This is a genomic window from Streptomyces sp. NPDC050549 (assembly GCF_040655035.1).
Classification (GTDB): domain Bacteria; phylum Actinomycetota; class Actinomycetes; order Streptomycetales; family Streptomycetaceae; genus Streptomyces.
Window position 1 is genome coordinate 1 of record NZ_JBFAJD010000019.1, and the last position, 18,241, is coordinate 18,241.

Annotated in this window: 15 protein-coding genes and 1 pseudogene; 9 read left to right on the forward strand and 7 right to left on the reverse strand. The window is 70.0% G+C overall.

Annotation, left to right across the window (positions count from 1 at the left end):
* Together AB0I51_RS26145 and AB0I51_RS26150 are read left to right on the forward strand one after the other, a co-directional pair.
* The coding region (locus AB0I51_RS26145) for a cbb3-type cytochrome c oxidase subunit I (RefSeq protein ID WP_362979041.1) at positions 1 to 819 on the forward strand (819 nt) is incomplete at its 5' end.
* The gene (locus AB0I51_RS26150; protein ID WP_362979043.1) at positions 816 to 1,166 is read left to right on the forward strand and encodes a hypothetical protein; all 351 of its coding nucleotides are present in this window, start codon (positions 816 to 818) and stop codon (positions 1,164 to 1,166) included. The genes AB0I51_RS26145 and AB0I51_RS26150, both read left to right, overlap by 4 nt.
* Positions 1,167 to 1,215: 49 nt before the next feature.
* Here the strand turns inward: AB0I51_RS26150 and AB0I51_RS26155 are convergent, their stop codons facing one another.
* The gene (locus AB0I51_RS26155) at positions 1,216 to 3,174 is read right to left on the reverse strand and encodes a ricin-type beta-trefoil lectin domain protein (RefSeq protein ID WP_362979045.1); all 1,959 of its coding nucleotides are present in this window, start codon (positions 3,172 to 3,174) and stop codon (positions 1,216 to 1,218) included.
* A gap of 181 nt (positions 3,175 to 3,355) precedes the next feature.
* On the opposite strand from AB0I51_RS26155, the gene AB0I51_RS26160 reads away from it, so the two are divergent.
* Positions 3,356 to 4,582, forward strand: a complete 1,227-nt coding sequence (locus AB0I51_RS26160; protein ID WP_362979358.1) for a glycosyltransferase — start codon at positions 3,356 to 3,358, stop codon at positions 4,580 to 4,582.
* Between the two features lie 121 nt (positions 4,583 to 4,703).
* Here AB0I51_RS26160 and AB0I51_RS26165 read toward each other — a convergent pair whose 3' ends face one another.
* Positions 4,704 to 5,102: a VOC family protein gene (locus AB0I51_RS26165; RefSeq protein ID WP_362979047.1), complete on the reverse strand. Its 399-nt coding sequence runs from the start codon at positions 5,100 to 5,102 to the stop codon at positions 4,704 to 4,706.
* A 107-nt stretch (positions 5,103 to 5,209) separates the two neighbouring features.
* On the opposite strand from AB0I51_RS26165, the gene AB0I51_RS26170 reads away from it, so the two are divergent.
* A complete protein-coding gene (locus AB0I51_RS26170; RefSeq protein WP_362979049.1) occupies positions 5,210 to 6,184 on the forward strand; it encodes a YafY family protein in 975 nt (324 codons plus the stop codon).
* On the opposite strand, the gene AB0I51_RS26175 is transcribed toward AB0I51_RS26170, so the two are convergent.
* Complete coding sequence (locus AB0I51_RS26175) at positions 6,181 to 6,834, reverse strand: TetR/AcrR family transcriptional regulator (RefSeq protein ID WP_362979051.1); 654 nt, start codon at positions 6,832 to 6,834, stop codon at positions 6,181 to 6,183. The genes AB0I51_RS26170 and AB0I51_RS26175 overlap by 4 nt on opposite strands.
* 163 nt (positions 6,835 to 6,997) lie before the next feature.
* On the opposite strand from AB0I51_RS26175, the gene AB0I51_RS26180 reads away from it, so the two are divergent.
* The gene (locus AB0I51_RS26180; protein ID WP_362979053.1) at positions 6,998 to 8,245 is read left to right on the forward strand and encodes a YncE family protein; all 1,248 of its coding nucleotides are present in this window, start codon (positions 6,998 to 7,000) and stop codon (positions 8,243 to 8,245) included.
* Between the two features lie 50 nt (positions 8,246 to 8,295).
* Here the strand turns inward: AB0I51_RS26180 and AB0I51_RS26185 are convergent, their stop codons facing one another.
* Entirely contained in the window at positions 8,296 to 10,152 is a 1,857-nt protein-coding gene (locus tag AB0I51_RS26185) for a cellulase family glycosylhydrolase (RefSeq protein WP_362979055.1), read from the reverse strand.
* An 87-nt stretch (positions 10,153 to 10,239) separates the two neighbouring features.
* Entirely contained in the window at positions 10,240 to 12,207 is a 1,968-nt protein-coding gene (locus AB0I51_RS26190) for a translation factor GTPase family protein (RefSeq protein WP_362979057.1), read from the reverse strand.
* A gap of 177 nt (positions 12,208 to 12,384) precedes the next feature.
* On the opposite strand from AB0I51_RS26190, the gene AB0I51_RS26195 reads away from it, so the two are divergent.
* A complete protein-coding gene (locus tag AB0I51_RS26195) occupies positions 12,385 to 13,491 on the forward strand; it encodes an XdhC/CoxI family protein (protein ID WP_362979058.1) in 1,107 nt (368 codons plus the stop codon).
* A gap of 8 nt (positions 13,492 to 13,499) precedes the next feature.
* Here AB0I51_RS26195 and AB0I51_RS26200 read toward each other — a convergent pair whose 3' ends face one another.
* Entirely contained in the window at positions 13,500 to 14,000 is a 501-nt protein-coding gene (locus AB0I51_RS26200) for a metallophosphoesterase (protein WP_362979060.1), read from the reverse strand.
* Between the two features lie 26 nt (positions 14,001 to 14,026).
* A pseudogene (locus AB0I51_RS26205) lies at positions 14,027 to 14,843 on the reverse strand (SAM-dependent methyltransferase).
* A 128-nt stretch (positions 14,844 to 14,971) separates the two neighbouring features.
* Here AB0I51_RS26205 and AB0I51_RS26210 point away from each other — a divergent pair.
* From AB0I51_RS26210 to AB0I51_RS26220, 3 genes are all read left to right on the forward strand, one after another.
* Positions 14,972 to 15,433, forward strand: a complete 462-nt coding sequence (locus tag AB0I51_RS26210) for a MarR family transcriptional regulator (protein ID WP_362979061.1) — start codon at positions 14,972 to 14,974, stop codon at positions 15,431 to 15,433.
* A gap of 97 nt (positions 15,434 to 15,530) precedes the next feature.
* Positions 15,531 to 16,124 (forward strand): hydrolase, encoded by a 594-nt coding sequence (locus tag AB0I51_RS26215; protein ID WP_362979063.1) that lies wholly within the window; start codon positions 15,531 to 15,533, stop codon positions 16,122 to 16,124.
* A gap of 137 nt (positions 16,125 to 16,261) precedes the next feature.
* Complete coding sequence (locus AB0I51_RS26220) at positions 16,262 to 18,226, forward strand: glycosyltransferase family A protein (protein WP_362979065.1); 1,965 nt, start codon at positions 16,262 to 16,264, stop codon at positions 18,224 to 18,226.
* Positions 18,227 to 18,241 lie beyond the last annotated feature (15 nt).

An 18,241-nucleotide genomic window follows, 5' to 3' on the forward strand; every position in this document is an offset into this window, starting at 1 on the left:
CCGATGTTCGGCTACATGGGCCTGATCGCCGCGACCATCTCCATCGCCGGCCTCTCGGTGACGGTGTGGGCCCACCACATGTACGTCACCGGCGGAGTCCTCCTCCCGTTCTTCTCCTTCATGACGTTCCTCATCGCCGTACCCACGGGCGTGAAGTTCTTCAACTGGATCGGAACGATGTGGAAGGGGTCCCTGTCCTTCGAGACCCCGATGCTCTGGGCCACCGGCTTCCTGATCACCTTCACCTTCGGTGGTCTGACCGGTGTCATCCTGGCCTCGCCGCCGATGGACTTCCACGTCTCGGACTCGTACTTCGTGGTGGCGCACTTCCACTACGTCGTCTTCGGCACCGTGGTCTTCGCGATGTTCTCCGGCTTCCACTTCTGGTGGCCGAAGATGACCGGCAAGATGCTCGACGAGCGCCTCGGCAAGATCACCTTCTGGACGCTGTTCACCGGCTTCCACGGCACCTTCCTCGTCCAGCACTGGCTGGGCGTGAACGGGATGCAGCGCCGGATTCCCGACTACCTCGCGGTAGAGGGCCTGACGACTCTCAACACCGTGTCGACGATCTTCTCGTTCCTGCTCGGTCTGTCGATCCTGCCGTTCCTCTACAACGTGTGGAAGACGGCCAAGTACGGCAAGAAGGTCGAGGTCGACGACCCGTGGGGCTACGGCCGCTCGCTCGAATGGACGACGTCCTGCCCACCGCCGCGGCACAACTTCCTCACCCTGCCGCGGATCCGCAGCGAATCCCCGGCGTTCGACCTGCACCACCCCGATGTCCCGGCCCTGGAACGGGAGTTGACGTCACGGTGACCACCATGGACGGACTCCCCCTGGACCCGAGGACGTTCCTCAACGAGATCGAGGGTCATCTGCTGATCGCGGCCGCCCGCACGGAGGGGCACGCCGCCGCCGCCCGTTTCACCGCCCGGCTCGACTGGCTCACCGACGGCCAACGGGCCGAAGTGGAACGGCACTTCGAGGCGGAGTACCTCGCGCTCTCCCGCGCGTCCTGGGAACGTACGGCCGAGCGGGGCAGGCAGCTGCGGGACGAGTACGAGGAGACGTACCGGCGCCTGCGCCAACGCCTGGTCGCCGCCTGTCTGTTGGGGTGTGCGCTGCTCGTGGCGACGGGACTGGTCGTCATCGCCCTCGCCTAGAGACACGTGTCCCGCCGGCCCTGACAACCGGCGGGACAGTGCGCCACGACTACGTCAGCGTCCACTTCTGATTGCTCGCCGTGCCGCAGGTGTAGAGGATCAGCAGGGTGCCGTTGGCCGTGGCGGCACCGGACGCGTCCAGGCACAGGCCCGCGTTGACGTTGGTGAGGGTGCCGTCGGAGTTGGCGGTCCACTTCTGGTTGTTCTGGCCGTTGCAGTCCCAGATGACGACCTTGGTGCCATTGGTGGTGCCGTTGTTGTAGGCGTCCAGGCACTTGTTGCCGTACACCACGAGTTCCTTGCGGGAGGTGTACGTCCAGGCCTGGTTCTGGCCGCCGTTGCAGTCCCAGATCTCGGCCTGGGTGCCGTTGGTGATGGTGTTGTTGTAGATGTCGGCGCAGCGGCCGGACCCGGTGCCGACGATCAGGTTCCCGTTCGTGCCGGGGATGGGCTGGACGTTGATCGCTCCCAGGGTCGGCAGTGAACTGCCGGTGAAGGTGAGGGAGTTGGCGGAGCCCTTCGACAGGTCGACCTGGACCGAGACCGTGCCCTGGCTGGAGCCGGTCGGCGGGAAGGAGACCGTCGTCGCGGTCTGGCTGTTGACCTGGAGGGTGCCGGTGACGGCGGTGGAGCCGGTGTTGGTGTAGGGGATGTCGACGACGTCCAGGCCGGTGCTCGCCGCGCTCACGCCGGTGTACTTGCCGGTGGAGGTGGCCGTGTAGTTCGTGCTCGCCGCCTCGGTGCCGCCGCTCACCTTCAGCATCACCGAGCCGCCCGCCGGGACGCTGGCGGTGAAGCTCGTGGCGTACGAGCCGAGGTTCGACTGCGCCCAGAGGTCGCGGACCGTCGCGGAGGCGCCGGTCAGACCGAGGTCGGACCAGCGGACGGTGATGTTCGCGGCGGACGAGGTGCGGTTGAGCAGCACGACCGCGCGGTTGCCGGTGCCGGAGAGGACCCTGCCGTAGACCTGGAGGCCGGTGGTGTCCTCGGCGACCTTGACGCCCTGGAGGCCGCGCGGGTCCTGGTCGACGGCGACGACGTCCGAGTTCTTGAGGATCGCGGCGGTCCCACTGGTCATCGTGGTGAGGTCGTTGCCGGCGAGCAGCGGGGCGCCGGAGATCGCCCACAGGGCCATGTGGGTACGGTTCTGGGCCGCCGTGAGGCCGGACATGCCGACGGTGAGCATGTCGGGGTCGTTGTAGTAGCCGGTGTGCTGGGCGGCCGGGTGCAGGGTCTGGTCGAAGTTGGAGAGCACACTCGCCTGGGACGCCGTACCACCGTAGTAGTAGATGTCCGTGCTGGTCCGCCACATGGGGGCGAGGCCGGTCGCCCAGTTCCAGGTGTTCTGGTAGCCCCAGTTGCAGATGGACAGGGTCAGCGGGCGGCCGGTGGTGGCCGCGGCCGTGGCGACGGCCGAGCTGATCGACTTGTACGTGCCGGCCGCGTCGAGGCCCTCGGCGTCACCGCCGCACCAGTCGACCTTCACGAAGTCGAAGCCCCACTGGGAGAATTGGAGCATGTCCTGGGCGTAGTGCCCTTCGCTGCCGGTGTTGGCGGCGGCGGGGCGGCCCGTCGGGTAGTAGTAGCCGCAGCCGTTCGCGCCGGCGTCCGTGTAGATGCCGGCCTTGAGGCCCTTGCTGTGGATGTAGTCGGCGATGGCGCTCATCCCGCCGGGCCATTCGCTGGTGTCGACGGTGATGTTGCCCGCGCTGTCACGGGTGCCCTGCCACCAGCCCTCGTCGATGTTGATGTAGTTGTATCCGGCCGCCGGGAGGCCGGAGGCGACGAACGCGTCGACCTGCGCCTTGATGACGCTGTAGTCGATCTTCGCGGCGAAGCTGTTCCAGGAGGCCCAGCCCATCGGGGCGGTGGGCACGGCGATCTGACGGCTCGTCGAGGCGACCGGGGCCGTGCGGAGAGGGTCCGCGGGCGCTGGTCTGGTGAAGAGAAGCAGGGTGACTGCGGCTGCGGCCACCGCGAGGGCGCGCAGGAGGGGGGTGCGGAACATGCGGCTCCTTTGCCGATATATCGAACAAGGATCGGGTCACCGAACGAAACAGCGCGCTGAAAGTAGAGCCACCGGAGGGCGAAGTCAACGGCTGTGGCAGGAGGGGCAGTTGGAATCCCCGCGGGAATCCCCCACTCGTCGGCCGGCGGACGCGATACTGACCGGCGTGCGCGTAGCGATCATGACAGCGGGATCCCGGGGCGACGTGGCCCCATACACCGGCCTCGGGCATGCCCTGGTGCGGGCGGGGCACGAGGTCACCCTTGTCACCCACGGAGGTTTCGCGCCCCTGGTGGCGGGGTCGGGTGTCCGTTTTCATCCGCTTCCGGTCGATCCACGGGCCGAGTTGGAGTCCTCGCGGGGGCGCGGGCTGCATCGCAGCACCTCGGGCGGGGGCAAGTTGCTGCGGGTGGTCGCGATGGCGCGGGCGCTGGTCGGACGGATGACCGACGATCTGCTGACGGCCGCGCGGGCGAGTGACGTGCTGCTGCTGTCCGGCTCGCTGGGGCCGCTGGGGCATGCCATCGCCGAGGGTCTGTCGTTGCCGAGCATGGGCGTCTACCTCCAACCCCTCGCACCCACAAGGGAGTTCGCCCCGCCCGTGCTCGGCGGCGGCTCCTGGGGAACGGTCGGCAACCGGGTCGCCGGACACGGGGTGAACCGGGCGGTGGAACACGTCTTCGCCGCCGCCGTACCGGAGGTGCGCTCCCGCCTGGGTCTGGCCCGCACCCGTCCCGGCACCGCGCTCCGGTCCAGGGAAGCGCACAACTGGCCCGTCCAGCACGGCTTCAGCCCGTTGATCGTGCCCCGTCCGGCCGACTGGCGGCCCGGGCTCACGGTGGCCGGCTACTGGTGGCCGTACGACAGGGACGCCCAACTCCCGCCCGAACTACGGGACTTCCTCGACTCCGGGCCGGCTCCTGTCTTCGTGGGGCTCGGCAGTGCCACCGTGCCCGATCCGGAACGGCTCAGCGCAGAGATCGTGCGCGCCCTGCGGCAGGCCGGGCTGCGCGGGTTGATCCAGCGCGGCTGGGGCGGCCTCGAAGCAACCGGTGACGATGTCCTGAGCATCGGCGAGGTGCCGCACTCGGCGCTGTTCCCGCGGATGGCGGCCGTGGTCCATCACTGCGGTGCGGGCACGACCGCGGCCGGGCTGCGCGCCGGGGTGCCGGCCGTGCCGGTGCCGATCCAGTTCGACGAGGGCTTCTGGGCCGCCCGGCTGGTCGCCCTCGGCGTGGCGCCCCGCGTCGTACCCCTGCGCGGGCTCACCGCCGACATCCTGTCCACCGCACTCGTACGGGCCACCCGCGACCCCGCCCACGCAGAGCGCGCGCGAGCCCTCGGCGCCCGGGTGCGGGCCGAGGACGGTACGGCTCCCGTGCTCGCCGTCCTCGACACGCTGGTCTAAGCGGACCTGGTGAAGTCGACTGCGGTTCGGCAGCGCCCCAAAGGGGCGCGGGGAACTGCGCGACCAGCCACGACGGCGCTGCGGCCGAAAACCGACCTCTAACGCACATCCAGCGAAGCGCTTAGCACTGCTGCCGTGCCACGGCCTCGGGGGTGACCGGCGTGAAGAAGTTGATCAGGTTGCCGTCGGGGTCGCGGAAGAGGAGGGAGCGGTTGCCCCAGGGCATCGTGGTCGGCTTCTGGACGATCTCGCAGTCGAGGGGTGCCAGGCGCTCGAATTCGGCGTCGACGTCCGCCACGCGGAACTCGGTGATCACCGAGCGGTTGGCGGCGGGCTGTGCGGAACCGGTGCCGAAGAGGGCCACGGTGCGGGTGCTCGCGACCGCCAACGTGCAGGCGGGGTTGACGAGTTCGGCGAAGTCGGGGGTCGACCAGGTGGCCGCGGTGCCGGTGACCTGTTCGTAGAAGCCGACGAGACGGGCGACGTCGTCGGTGATGACACGGATCGAGACGAAGTTCATGGCGGTTTCCTGTCGGAGGTCGTGTGACGTGCCGGATGAAGCGGCGTCCCTCACGCTAGGACCAATACCGGACAGCTCCCGCCCGGTATCCGAGGCAGACTTTCCGAGTGACCACATCGACCGCCCGCGTGCTGGCCCTGCTGGAGATCCTCCAGGGCGGTGGCCTCCGCACCGTCCCCGACCTGGCCGCGCGGCTCGGTGTCGACGAACGCACGGTCCGCCGCTACGCCGGCCACCTGCTGGAACTGGGCGTGCCGGTCGACTCGGTACGCGGTCGCTACGGCGGCTATCGGCTCGCTCCCGGCTATCGGATGCCGCCGCTGATGTTCACGGACGAGGAGGCCCTCGCCGTGGTGCTCGGACTGCTGGCCGGCCGCAGGGCGGGGCTCGTCACCACGTCCGCCTCGGCGGGTGAGAGCGCCACGGCGAAACTGCTGCGGGTCCTGCCCGCCGCCCTGCGCCGACGGCTCGACGCCCTGCTCGACACCGCGGACTTCACCGCGCGACCGCGCGCAGCCACCGCCCCGGAGACCGGGGTACTGCTCGAACTCGCCGAGGCCGCGCTCCATCGGCGGCCGGTGGCGATCGCCTACACCGACCGGAGGGGCCGCACCAGCGACCGTACGGTCCTGCCGTACGGTCTGGTCGCGCATGCCGGACGCTGGTACCTGACCGGCGCCGACCCGGCCGACGACGAGGTCCGCACCTTCCGCCTGGACCGGGTCACCGCGCTGCGCCTGCGCTCCGGCTCGTTCGAGGTACCGGCGGAGTTCGACCCGGCGGCCACTGTGCTGGACAGCATCGCGAGCACACCGTGGACCCACGATGTGTCCCTGCGGATCCGGAGCGGTGTGCAGCACATTCGCGGGCATCTCCCGGCCGGGATCGCCACCGTGACCACGCCCGACGAGGGCACCGACTGGGTCCGGATCCGGATCCGGGCCGAGCGGCTGGACTGGATCCCGCCCGTCCTCGCCGCCCTCGACCGCCCGTTCGTCGTCGAACGCCCCGCCGCCCTGCGCGACCTCGTCCGCGCACTGGCCCGCCGTTTGGACGAGTACGCGACCGACGAGCCGCGTTAGTCCCTCCAGCCCGGTGGCTGCATGATGCCCACGAGCTGCCGGACCAGTTCGTCGACGATCTCGTCCAGCGTGGCGTCCACCCAGCCCGCGCTCCAGTCGTGGAGGAGGCCGTTGACGCTGCCGATGAACGCCGCCGCGGCGATGCGGTAGTCGCGGCGCGCCGCCTCTCCGCGCTGGGCCGCGGCCCTCGCCTCGCCGCGGATGAGATTGACCCAGCGTGCGCGGCGGGCCAGCCGCTGTTCCTCGAGGCGTGGGCTGACGCCGATGATCTCGACGAAGGTGATGCGGATGCGGCGCGGATCGCCGGTGACGTTCTCGGCGTAGGCATGGAAGATCGCGGTCGCCCGCTCGACGAGCGGCAGGCCGTCGGCGGCGGTGAGCGCGGCCAGTACGGCTTCCTCGGCCCAGTCGTTGACCTGGAGGTGGAGCGCGGCCAGCACGTCCTCCAGGCTGCGGAACTCCTCGTAGAACTGCCGGGTGGAAAGCCCCGCGGCCTCGCTGAGCGCGGCGACGGTCGTGCCGCGGTACCCCGGGGTGTCGCCGAAGAGCTGGAGCGCGGCGTCCAGGAAGCGTCCGCGTCGCTCGGCCTGCCGCTGCTCGGCGGACTTGCCGCCGTAACGACCGGTCGGCGCCTTGAGCCTGCCCGCCACTGTCACACCTCTATCTTGTCGGCCATCGGCCAATCTTGTCGTGTCCGCAGTCTTGCGGAGAAGAGGGCCCTTCCTTACTTTTCAGTAAGTTCATTCTGAACTCGTGCGTGTTCAGATTTCTTCACGTCCTCCGGCACCCCTCACCTCACAGAAGAGAGCCGTCATGCCTGCCTTCAGACCCAGGCACCTTTGCTCCATGGCCGCCGCCCTCGTCCTGACCGTAGCCGCTCCGGCGACGGCCGCCACCGCCGACTCCTCCGCCGCTCTGCGCGAAGTGCTCTTCGTCGGCAACAACTGGGACGGCACCGCGGACGTCATCAAGTCCACCGGCGACTTCGCGAAGATCGGGGAGATCAACATCGTCCCCGACAAGGCGGCGCGGCTGGCGGAGATCAACGCCGATCCGATCAAGTGGATCTACTACACGTCCATCCACAACGAGGTCGGACAGGGACACGACCAGTACGTGGACGACATGTACTCCACGCCGGACGGCAAGTCCCTCGTCGTCTCCCGCCCCAGCTTCGCCGACGTCGTGTCGATCAACCTGGCCACCGACACCATCAACTGGCGTTTCCCGGTGGCCGGTTACCGCGCCGACCACATGGCGGTCTCCCCCGACGGCACCCGCGTCGCGGTCTCGGCCTCGACCGCCGACAAGGTGCAGGTGCTGGACATCAACACCGGTGCCGAACTGGGTGAGTTCGCCACCGGCGACAAGCCGCACGAGAACTTCTTCACCAACGGCGGCAAGTACATCTGGAACATGTCGATCGGCGAGGTCACCACCTCCCTCGACGATCCGGCCTGGGACTGGACCAAGGGCGACCGGCACATCACCGTCGTCGACGCCACCACGTTCAAGCAGGTCAAGATCATCGACATGCGGGACCGGCTGGACGCGATCGGTCTCACGAACTTCTCGGACGCGGTCCGCCCGGCCGCCTTCACGCCGGACTGGTCCAAGCTGTACTTCCAGGTGTCGTTCTTCAACGGCTTCCTGGAGTACGACGTCGCCACCGACAAGATCACCCGCGTGAAGACGCTCCCGGCCAACCCCGCGACCAGCACGGACCGCACCACCTGGCTGCTCGACTCGCGCCATCACGGCATCTCGATGAACCCCGACGGCACCAAGCTGTGCGTCGCCGGGACGATGGACAACTACGCGACGGTCGTGGACCGGGCCACTCTGCAGGAGGGTCCGCTCGTCACGGCGTCCACGCCGTACTGGGCGACCGTGAGCGGTGACGGCAAGGACTGCATCATCTCGGAGGCCGGCGCCGACCAGGTGACGGCCATCGACTTCGCCACCGGGCAGAAGGTGCTCTCCGTCCCGGTGGGCGACCATCCGCAGCGCGTACGGCTGGGTCATGTGCAGGCCGACTGGACGAGTCCGTCCGCGAGTTGACCGACCGTCAACGGCACCGGTCCCCGAGGGGGCCGGTGCCGTTGCCTTTGTCAGCTGTGCGATGCCGCCCACGTGGCCAGTTCGGACTTGGCCGCGCTCAGCAGCGTCGAGGAGGGGCTCGACGCGCCGTTGGTGATCAGGGCGTAGTGCAGGGTTCCCGAGCCGGAGGCGGAGAGCAGGAGGCGGTGACTGCCCGTCCCGCCCGGTTCGCTGGCGTAGCCGATCGCGGTGGAGGACGTGTACGCCGGAACCCCGGAGACAGCTCCCAGATCGGAGACCACTGTCGTGGACGCGGCCGGGAAGGACGCCGGGAGATGGAGCTCGGTCGGCGCGGTGGAGCTGTTGGAGCGCCACATCAGGAGGCCGTACTGGCCGGAGCCGACCAGCGAGGACACGTTCGGGAGGGTGCTGGGGACCGGGTTCCAGGTCAGGGTCGTGGAGCCGTCGCGGGAGCGGTCCTCGTAGGTGAAGGCGACCGTGGTGCCGGCGGTCGCGCTCGGGTAGATCCGGTCGAGCAGCCGGGCGTCCTGACGGAGTGTCACCGTTCCGGAGTCGGTCATGTTGACGGCCGAGAGGTCCTCGTCGTTCCAGGCGTCGCCGGAGGTGAGCACCTTGTCGGGGTTGTCGTTCATCAGCTCGTGGTGGCGGCCGTTGTAGATGTCCCACTGCCACTGGGTACCGGACAGGACCGGGCCCGAGCCGGCCGGGTTCGACCACCAAGTGGAGCCCGGCAGGCGGGAGTCGAGGGCCTGGTACATCGCCTTGAGGACGGTCGGCGCCTTGCCGGAGACGGACCCGGACAGCGGATGCCCGAACTCGCTGACGATGGCCGCGGTACCGGCCGCCGAGGCACGGTCACGGACCGTGCCGAAGTCGGTCGAGTACTGGCCGTCGGCCGCGTTCCCCCACATCAGGATGCCGGAGATCGCCTTCTGGTCGTAGAAGTGGGTGTTGAAGACATAGCGCGAGCCGAGCGTGCCCGCGTCGAGGAGTCCGCCCTCCTGCACCTGGCTGGAGATGTTGGAGTTCCAGAAGAGGTTCGGCTCGACGAGGGCGGGCTTGGCGCTCCAGCCGGCCGCGTCCATCCGCGCGCGGAACTTCACATAGAAGGGCCAGAGCAGGTTCTGCTCCCAAGTCCGGCTGGTCTGGCCCGAGTCGTAGGTCCCCGCGAACGGCTCGTTGTACGGGTCGAAGCCGACGACACCCGCGAACTCGTCGCTGCTCAGGTGCTGTTGGATGTACGTCATGGTCGACTGGGCGGTGGCCAGGAAGGAGTCCTGGAGGCCGTAGTTGTTGTGCCAGAAGTCGTACTGGGCCTTGGTGACGGCCGAGTTCTGGGTGATGTTCTGGCCCCAGAAGAGGCAGATCCCGCAGGACTCCTGGGGGTAACTCCCCAGCGCCACGGCCCACTCGGGAGCACCGTCACCGGTGTACCAGCTTCCGGTGTTGAACAGGTACCGGGAGTAGAGGTCCTGGTGGAAGTCGGGATAGACGCGGATGCCGGCGTCGAGGAACGCCTGCATCTGGGCGGTGACGGCGGCCAGGTACGTGCTGTCGACCTGGCCGCGTACTGGTTCGGCGTGGGCCCAGGAGAGCAGGAAGCGCACCGAGTTGCCGCCGCCGAGGGCACGCAGCGCGGTCGCGGACTTCTTCGCGTCGGCGACCGACGCGAAGGGGAGGCCGCTGTTCTCCTCCAGCTTGGTCTCACCGGAGACGTTGTAGCCGCGCAGCACGACCTGGCGGCCGTAACTGTCGACGAAGCTGCCGTTCTGCACGGTCAGCGGCGAGCCGTCGAACCAGAGGGAGTCGGTTGGGGTGGCGGCGGTGGCGGGCCCGGCACCCAGCACCGACAGGAATCCGCAGAGGACAACCAGGACAACGATCAAACGCGCCCGGATATTCGTCATGTCCACTACAGTCCGGTGATTTCCGGACACTGTCAACACTTCTGACTCATGAGTAAGTATGCGCTCTCTATGCCCTGTTGACACTTTTCAGGCCACTCGACGCGTCACGTTCAGCAGATACTCCTTCCGGTTCAGCGGGTTCTGGTCGGTGCGTGCCCGCTCCGGAGCGGTGCCGCGCGTGACCGGCGCGTAGTGGTCGAAAGCGCTCTCCCACTCGCCCTCCCCACGCGTCAGCCCCGGCAACTGCCGCTCCAGCCCGTGCACTTGGGCTACCGGCACCAACCCCTCCAGCACACAGAGCGCACCCCGCGTCTCGGTGGTCCGCGGTACGGCCCGCAGTGCCGCGAGGACCGGCAGCAGGGCGCCGAGAGTGTCGGCCGGCGCCTCGACGCGGAACCGGTGCAGCGGCTCGTACACCTGGCTGCCCGCCCTCCGCAGCGCCTCGACGAGGACGAGCGGGGTCAGTCCGCGGAAATCGGCGCCGGTGCTCGACATGCTCTTGTCGAAGCCCTGGTGGGCGTGGCTCTGCCGGGGCGAGTAGCCCGAGTGCGTCATGGTGACCACGCAGTCGGTGACCCGCCAGCCGTGCAGCCCCTGCCCGAGCGTCTCGCGCACGGTGTCCTCGACGGCCTTGAAGAAGGCGTACGGCATCGCGCCCAGCTCGACTTCGAGCGCGAACCGCACCCCCGAGCCGACCGGGGCGGGGTCGATGCGCAGGCCGACCGTGGCGAGGAACGGGTTCGCGTCCTTCTTGTTGAACTCGACCGCCGCACCGGTGCAGACCGGCCGCTCGATGCACAGGGGTGTCGTCTCCCGGAAGGTGACGCGCACCCCGAACTCGTCGGCCAGCGTGGCCTGGATGACCTCCTTCTGGACCTCACCGTAGAGGGAGACGGCGGTCTCCTGGCGTACCTCGTCGTGGCGCAGGCCGATCAGCGGGTCCTGTTCGGCGAGTTGGGTGAGTGCGAGGTGCAGGGCGCGCCGGTCGGCGTCCGGGCCCGGGACGACGACGGTTTCGAGGGTCGGCGGCGCGAAGAAGTGCTCGTACGCCTTCCTCGGTGTGCCGATCGCGTCACCGATCCTGATCTCGCCGAGGCCCCGCAGCCGGCCGATCCGGCCCGCCGGGACGGAGTCGGTACCGATGTCCGTGCCGTGGTCGAAGACGCTGATCGAGGTGACCTTGCCCTCCTCGCCGGCATCCCCGAAGGTGATCCGGTCGCGGGTGCGGAGGGTACCGGAGAACATCCGCGCGTAGGCGACCTTCTCCCCCGCCGGACCGCGCTCGACCTTGAACACCGTGCCGGAGAGCGGGCCTTGGGGGTCGCCCTCGGCGGCGGGGAGCAGTTCCTTGATGCCGGTGATCAGCGCGTCCACGCCGGCGCCCGTGATGGCGGAGCCGAAGTAGACCGGGTGCACGAGGGCCTGGCGGGTCTGGGTGGCCAGGGCGGTGCGCAGGAGGTCGCACGACACGGTGTTCTCGACGTAGGCGGCGAGCAGTTCGTCGTCGTGGTCGGCGAGAACGGCCGGTGCGCCCGGGTCGAGACCCGGCCGGAAACCGGCCGCCGGGGTACCGATGCCGTCGACCGAGCCCATCGGTACGACCGCTGCCCTGAGCCGCTCGGAGATCGACGACAGGAGATCGCCGTACCGCGCCCCGCGTCGGTCGATCTTGTTGACGAAGAGGAGCGTCGGAATACGCAGTCGCTGAAGTGTGCGCATCAGGACGCGGGTCTGCGGCTGGACACCCTCGACCGCGGAGACGACCAGGACGGCGCCGTCCAGTACGCCGAGCACCCGCTCCACCTCGGCGATGAAGTCCGGGTGGCCCGGGGTGTCGATGAGGTTGACGGTCACGTCGTCGACCGGGAACGAGACGACGGCGGACTTGATGGTGATACCGCGCTGCCGCTCCAGTGCGAGCGTGTCGGTGCGCGTGTTGCCGTCGTCGACGCTGCCGATCTCGTCGATCACACCGGCCGAGTGCAGCAGCCGTTCGGTCAGGCTGGTCTTACCGGCGTCTACGTGCGCGAGGATGCCGAGGTTGAGCAAGTGCACCTGGTGTCATGTCCTTTGTCGAGGGGGGCCTTCCTTCCTGGGCGGACATGAACGGTGCGCGCATCTCAGTGCTCCTCGGTCGTCGGTGACGGACACCGATCAGTGCAGCAGAGCGGCGACGGCGACGCCAACGGATTAACGTCCGTAGCGGGACTACGGCGGTGAGAGGAGCACGTTGTGCGGGAGAGCCTCCCGGAGCTCGGGCGCTGGTACGCGGCCCGGGAACCTTTCGGCCTGGCCACCGTCGTCGCGGTCAGCCGCAGCGCGCCGCGCGACCCCGGGGCGGCCATGGCCGTGGGCCCGGACGGCGAGGTCGTGGGCAGTGTGTCCGGGGGCTGTGTGGAGGGGGCGGTCTTCGAGCTGGCGCGGGAAGTGGTGGCGAGCGGCGAGGCGCGGCTGGAGACCTTCGGGTACAGCGACGAGGACGCCTTCGCGGTCGGGCTCACCTGCGGCGGCGAGATCACCGTGCTGGTACGGCCCGTCACACCGGAGGCCGATCCCACGTTCGGAGCGGTCGCGCGGTCGGTCGCGGCCCGCGAACCGGTGACCGTGGCGACGGTGACCGACGGTCCGGCGCCGCGCGGAGCCACCCTCGCCGTATGGCCCGACAGGGTGGACGGCACCCTCGGCTCCACCGGCCTGGACGTAGCGGTCACGGCCGACGCCCGTGGTGAACTCGCCCTCGGCGCAACGGGGTTGCGGCACTACGGGCCGCACGGCGAGCGACGCGAGGACTCCGTCACCGTGTTTCTGCGCTCCTTCGCGCCGCCGCCCCGGATGCTGGTCTTCGGCGCCATCGACTACGCGGCGGCGGTCGCCCGGATCGGTGACTTCCTCGGCTACCGGGTGACGGTGTGCGACGCCCGCCCGGTGTTCGCGACACCGAAGCGCTTCCCGGCCGGCGTCGAGGTGGTCGTGGACTGGCCACACCGGTATCTGGCCGGCACGGACACCGACGAGCGGACGGTGATCTGCGTCCTGACCCACGACCCGAAGTTCGACGTACCGCTGCTGGAGGAGGCGCTGCGCCGGCCGGCCGCGTACATCGGGGCGATGGGCAGCCGCCGCACCTATGACGACCGTATGCGGCGACTGCTCGAATCCGACCTCGCCGAGGGCGAGTTGGCCCGGCTGCGCTCACCGATCGGTCTGGACCTCGGCGCCCGCACCCCGGAGGAGGTGGCCGTCTCCGTGGCCGCCGAGATCGTCGCGCTGCGGTGGAGCGGCACGGGGATGCCGTTGACGGGGGTGGCGGGGGCGATCCACCGGGCGCCGTCCGGGTGAACCGCGGGTCACCTCGGCGGCAGCCGGTGCAGTACGAGGTCCGTCAGGGTGCCGTCCATGACCGCCGCCGTCAGGTACGTGCAGTGCGGCCGGCGTCGGCGGTCGGTCGGGGAGCCCGGGTTGAGCAGCCGTGGACCGGTGGGGGCCGTGGTGTCCCAGGGGATGTGGCTGTGTCCGAAGACCAGCACGTCCAGGTCCGGGAAGCGGGCCGCGCAGCGCGTCTCACGGCCCTGGGCGGGGCCCGTCTCGTGCACGACTCCGAAACGCAGGCCGCCGAGTTCGGCGTACGCCACCTCGGGGAGCCGGGCACGCAGTTCGGGGCCGTCGTTGTTGCCGTACACGCCGACGAGCCGGCGGCTGCGGCTCTCCAGCAGGTCGAGGGTGGCCGTGTCGACCCAGTCGCCGGCGTGGAACACGACGTCGGCGCGCGGGAGTTCGGCGAGGAGTTGCGCGGGGAGTTCCTTGGCGCGCTTGGGGAGATGGGTGTCGGACATCAGCAGCAGACGCACGGGGTCAGCCTAGGTCCATGGTGCTGTCAGGGCTTGGCGCCCACCCCGCACCACATCGGGAGGGGACCGGTCGCCGGGGTGTCCTCGGGGTCGGTGCACCGGACCGGCAGTTGGACGACACCGGGGTCGAGGATGTCCGTGCCGTCGAAGAAGCGGGCCACGTCGGCGTGGGTGCGCGGGGTGGCGCCCGCGTGTTCGAGGGCGCGTTCGTTGTAGACGCGCATCGACTCGGCGACCTCCTCGGCGCCGACGTCGGCCGCCGGATTGGGGAGGACGAGGTGGCTGCCGGGGGCGAGCGCGTTCAGGAGGCGCCGGGTGATGGCGTAGGGGTCGTCGCGGTCGGGGACGCACTGGAGGATCGCCACCAGCATCAGACCCACCGGCCGGGAGAGGTCGAGGGTCTCGGCCGCGGCAGCGAGGATGCGGTCCGCGTCGCGCTGGTCCGACTCCAGGTAGTCCGTGGCGCCTTCCCGGCTGCTGACGAGCAGGGCACGCGCGTGTGCCAGGACCGATGGGGTCGTTGTCGACGTGGACGACGCGGGCCTCGGGGTCGACGCGCTGGGCCACCTCGTGGGTGTTGTCCGCGGCCGGTATGCCCGTGCCGATGTCGAGGAACTGGCGGATGCCCGCCTTGCCGCTCAGCTCGCGGACGGGCCGGCCGAGGAAGGCCCGGTTGGCGCGGACCGCGGGCACGATCTCCGGGTTGGCCGCGGCGGCCGGCTCGGCGGCCTGCTGGTCGACGGGGTAGTTGTCCTTGCCGCCCAGCCAGGCGTTGCAGACGCGGGCGGGGTGTGCCACGGACGAGTCGGTCGGGGCCGTTCCGCCTGCCGAGTACTCGTTCATCGCGATCCGCTCCCCACTCGCCCTTGGTACCTCCGCCGGCGCACAGGGCAGTGCACTCGAAGGAATCTTCAGGGCAGACTGTTCAGTTGTGACTGGACAGTTTTCACTGACAGTTTTACGGTGGGCCCATGGATCAGCAGAGCTCCCGGACACCCGCCGGCATCTCGGACTCGGCCGCCCGCTCCGCGCGGGACCTGCGGGTGGTGTTCAGCCGGCTGCGGCGCCGGATCCGTGAGGTCGCGACGGACGAGGACCTGACTCCCTCACAGGAGTCGGCGCTCACCCTGGTCGGCAAGCACGGCGCGGCCACGGCCAGCGCGCTGGCGTCGGCCGAGGGGGTCAGGCCGCAGTCGATGGCGGCCACCCTCGCCGCCCTCGACCGGCACGGGCTGATCCGGCGCAGCCCCGACCCCGAGGACGGCCGCAGACAACTGGTCACTCTCACCGAGGCGGGCCGCGAGCGCGTCGCGGACAACCGGCAGGTCCGTGAGGAGTGGCTCGCGCGCGCCTTCGAGGACCGCTACACCGAGCGGGAACGGCGCACGATCGTCGACGCGCTGAAGCTGCTGGAACGGCTGTCGGAGCAGTGAACCGGAACCCGCCCGGACATCACCCCGCCCGCCGGCGCCCTGCGCCCCTCACCCCGACAGCCGGCTGAGCCCCCGTAGCCCCTGAAAGGCCTCCCTCATGGCACTCACCACTCTCGACCAGCGCACCGCCCTCGTCGTGATCGACCTCCAGGGCGGCGTCGTCGGTGCACCGACCGAGCCGTACCGCGGGCCCGAGGTCGTCGCCCGTACCGTCGAACTCGCCGACGCCTTCCGGGCCGCCGGCCTGCCCGTGGTCCTGGTCCGGGTCAGCTTCGCGGACGACGGTGCCGACGCGGTTCACGGCCGCACCGAGCGACAGCGCGCCGGGGGCGCGGGCCGCCCCGAGGGCTGGGACGTCGTCGTCGACGAACTGGCCGGGCACCCCGGCGACATCCACGTCGTCAAGCGGAACTGGGGCGCCTTCCACGGCACCGACCTGGACGTGCAGCTGCGCCGGCGCGGTGTCACGCAGATCATGCTGACCGGCATCGCCACCAGCATCGGCGTCGAGTCCACCGCCCGCGCGGCCCACGAGCACGGCTATCACGTGACCCTGGCCACGGACGCGATGAGCGATCTGGACGCCGTCTCGCACGCCCACAGCGTCGAGCGGATCTTCCCTCGCCTGGGCGAAACGGGCACATCGGCCGAAATCCTGGAACTTCTGGCCAAGACCCACAACGGGGGCTGACCTCGACCCACGGCGGGTTAACCGTTGCCCAACACCGGCCCAATGGGCGGCATCGAGACAGACCGGGTTAGCATCACCCCACTCGCGCCGTTCCGCAACGGGGGACGGTGAGCGCAAACAAGGGGGCTAGAAGCCGGATGTCGGTCAAGGTCAGTGTCGTCGTCCCTGTGTACAACCCAGGGCCCTACATCGAGGATTGCATCTCCTCTCTCCTCAGGCAGTCCCTGCCTAACGACGAGTACGAGGCGATCTTCGTCGACGACGGCTCGACGGACGGCACGCCCGCGAGGCTCGACGAGGTCGCCGCGCAGCACCCCCACATCCACGTCATCCACCAGGAGGCGTCCGGCTGGTCGGGCAAGCCCCGCAACGTCGGCATCGCCGCCTCCAAGGGCGAGTTCGTCATGTTCGTCGACAACGACGACTACCTCGGCGACGAGGCCCTTGAGCGGATGTACGACTACGGCGTGGCCAACGGCGCCGATGTCATCGTCGGCAAGATGGCCGGCAAGGGCCGCGCCGTGCCCGTGGAGCTGTTCCGCAAGAACTACCCGCACGCGTCGGTCGAGACCGCGCCTCTGATGGACAGCCTCACCCCGCACAAGATGCTCCGCCGCGCGTTCCTCGACCGCATCAACCTGCGGTTCCCGGAGGGGCGTCGCCGCCTGGAGGACCACGTCTTCGTGACGGAGGCCTACCTCGCCGCGGACAACGTCGCCGTGCTCAGCGACTACGTCTGCTACTACCACATCAAGCGCGAGGACGCCTCGAACGCCGGCTTCCAGCGCTTCGACCCGGTCGGCTACTTCAAGAACCTGCGCGAGGCCCTCGACGTCGTCGAGAAGTACACCGAGCCGGGTCCGGCCCGTGACAAGATCTTCCGCCGCTGGCTGCGTGTGGAGATGATGGAGCGCCTCGGCGGCGGCCGGCTCCTGAAGGCCCCCGACGACTACCGGCGTGAACTCCTCAAGGAGATCCGCGGTGTCATGACCGAGCGCTTCGGCCCCGGTGTCGCGGCCGGTCTCGGCCCGCGGCTTCGGGTCGTCGCGGCCCTCGCCGCCGCCGACCGCTACGACGACCTCGTCGAGCTCGCCGAGTGGGAGGCCTCCCTCAAGCCGCAGGCGTCCCCGGGCGAGATCGAGTGGCGGGACGGCAAGCTGCTTGTCCACTACCGTGCCGAGTTCGTCGTCGACGGCAAGCCGGCGATCTACGAGGCCAAGGGCGCCCCGGCTCCCAAGCACCCGGAGCCGAAGACCCTCGCCGAGGCGACCGCCATGCTCACGGCCGACGCCACCGCCAACTTCAAGAAGGCGACGGCCGACCTCGTCGTCCGTGAACGCACCAGCGCCGCCTCGCACTTCCAGCCCGTGGAGATCTCGCACGAGGCGGTCCCCGAGGGCGACGGCGTCCGCCTGGTGCTGCACGCCACGGCCACCGTCGACCCCGCCACCGCGGCCGGCGGCGCCCCGCTGAGCGAGGGCCTCTGGGACACCTACGTCCGGGTCGTCATCGGCTCCTGGAACAAGGAGTGCCGCCTCGGCCCGGTCCCGCAGCACGGGGAGAACGCCGGGCACGCCGGTGTCGTCGCCGGCCAGGTGCTGCTGCCGTACTACACGGAGCCGCACGGCAACTTCTCGCTGGACGTCGACAAGGCGAGCAAGCGCCTCGGCCTCGCCGACCTCAAGCCCGAGGACTTCACGGTCACCGGCGCCCGCGTCGGCGTACTGCTCCCCTTCCACGTCCCCGCGGCCACCGACGTACTGCTGCGTCTGACCCACAAGGCGTCCGGTACGACGCTGGACGTGCCCGGTGTGCTCTCCCCCGAGTCCTCCGGTGCGCGGCTGGCGGCCGAGGTGCCCGCCGCCGAGCTGAAGGACCTGGCGTGGGCCGCGTCGGTGTGCCTGACCCCGACCGCGACCGGGCAGCGCTTCCTGGCTCTGCCGGTGCGGCTGGCCGGTGACGCCGGCGGTATCCGGGTGGAGGCGGCGCCGAAGGCCAAGCCCGCCGAGCCCAAGCCCGCGCCGAAGCCGGTGGCCCCCAAGCCCAAGCCGGGGCTGGCCCGCCGGGTGGCGCGCAAGCTGAAGCGTGCCCTGAGCAAGTAGCGGTACCGAGCAAGT

Bases quoted from the DNA above. Each gene is read 5' to 3' on its own strand.
- AB0I51_RS26155 (WP_362979045.1), bottom strand. From the start codon at position 3,174: ATGTTCCGCACCCCCCTCCTGCGCGCCCTCGCGGTGGCCGCAGCCGCA.
- AB0I51_RS26160 (WP_362979358.1), top strand. From the start codon at position 3,356: ATGACAGCGGGATCCCGGGGCGACGTGGCCCCATACACCGGCCTCGGG.
- AB0I51_RS26165 (WP_362979047.1), bottom strand. From the start codon at position 5,102: ATGAACTTCGTCTCGATCCGTGTCATCACCGACGACGTCGCCCGTCTC.
- AB0I51_RS26180 (WP_362979053.1), top strand. From the start codon at position 6,998: ATGCCTGCCTTCAGACCCAGGCACCTTTGCTCCATGGCCGCCGCCCTC.
- AB0I51_RS26185 (WP_362979055.1), bottom strand. From the start codon at position 10,152: ATGACGAATATCCGGGCGCGTTTGATCGTTGTCCTGGTTGTCCTCTGC.
- AB0I51_RS26210 (WP_362979061.1), top strand. From the start codon at position 14,972: ATGGATCAGCAGAGCTCCCGGACACCCGCCGGCATCTCGGACTCGGCC.
- AB0I51_RS26215 (WP_362979063.1), top strand. From the start codon at position 15,531: ATGGCACTCACCACTCTCGACCAGCGCACCGCCCTCGTCGTGATCGAC.
- AB0I51_RS26220 (WP_362979065.1), top strand. From the start codon at position 16,262: ATGTCGGTCAAGGTCAGTGTCGTCGTCCCTGTGTACAACCCAGGGCCC.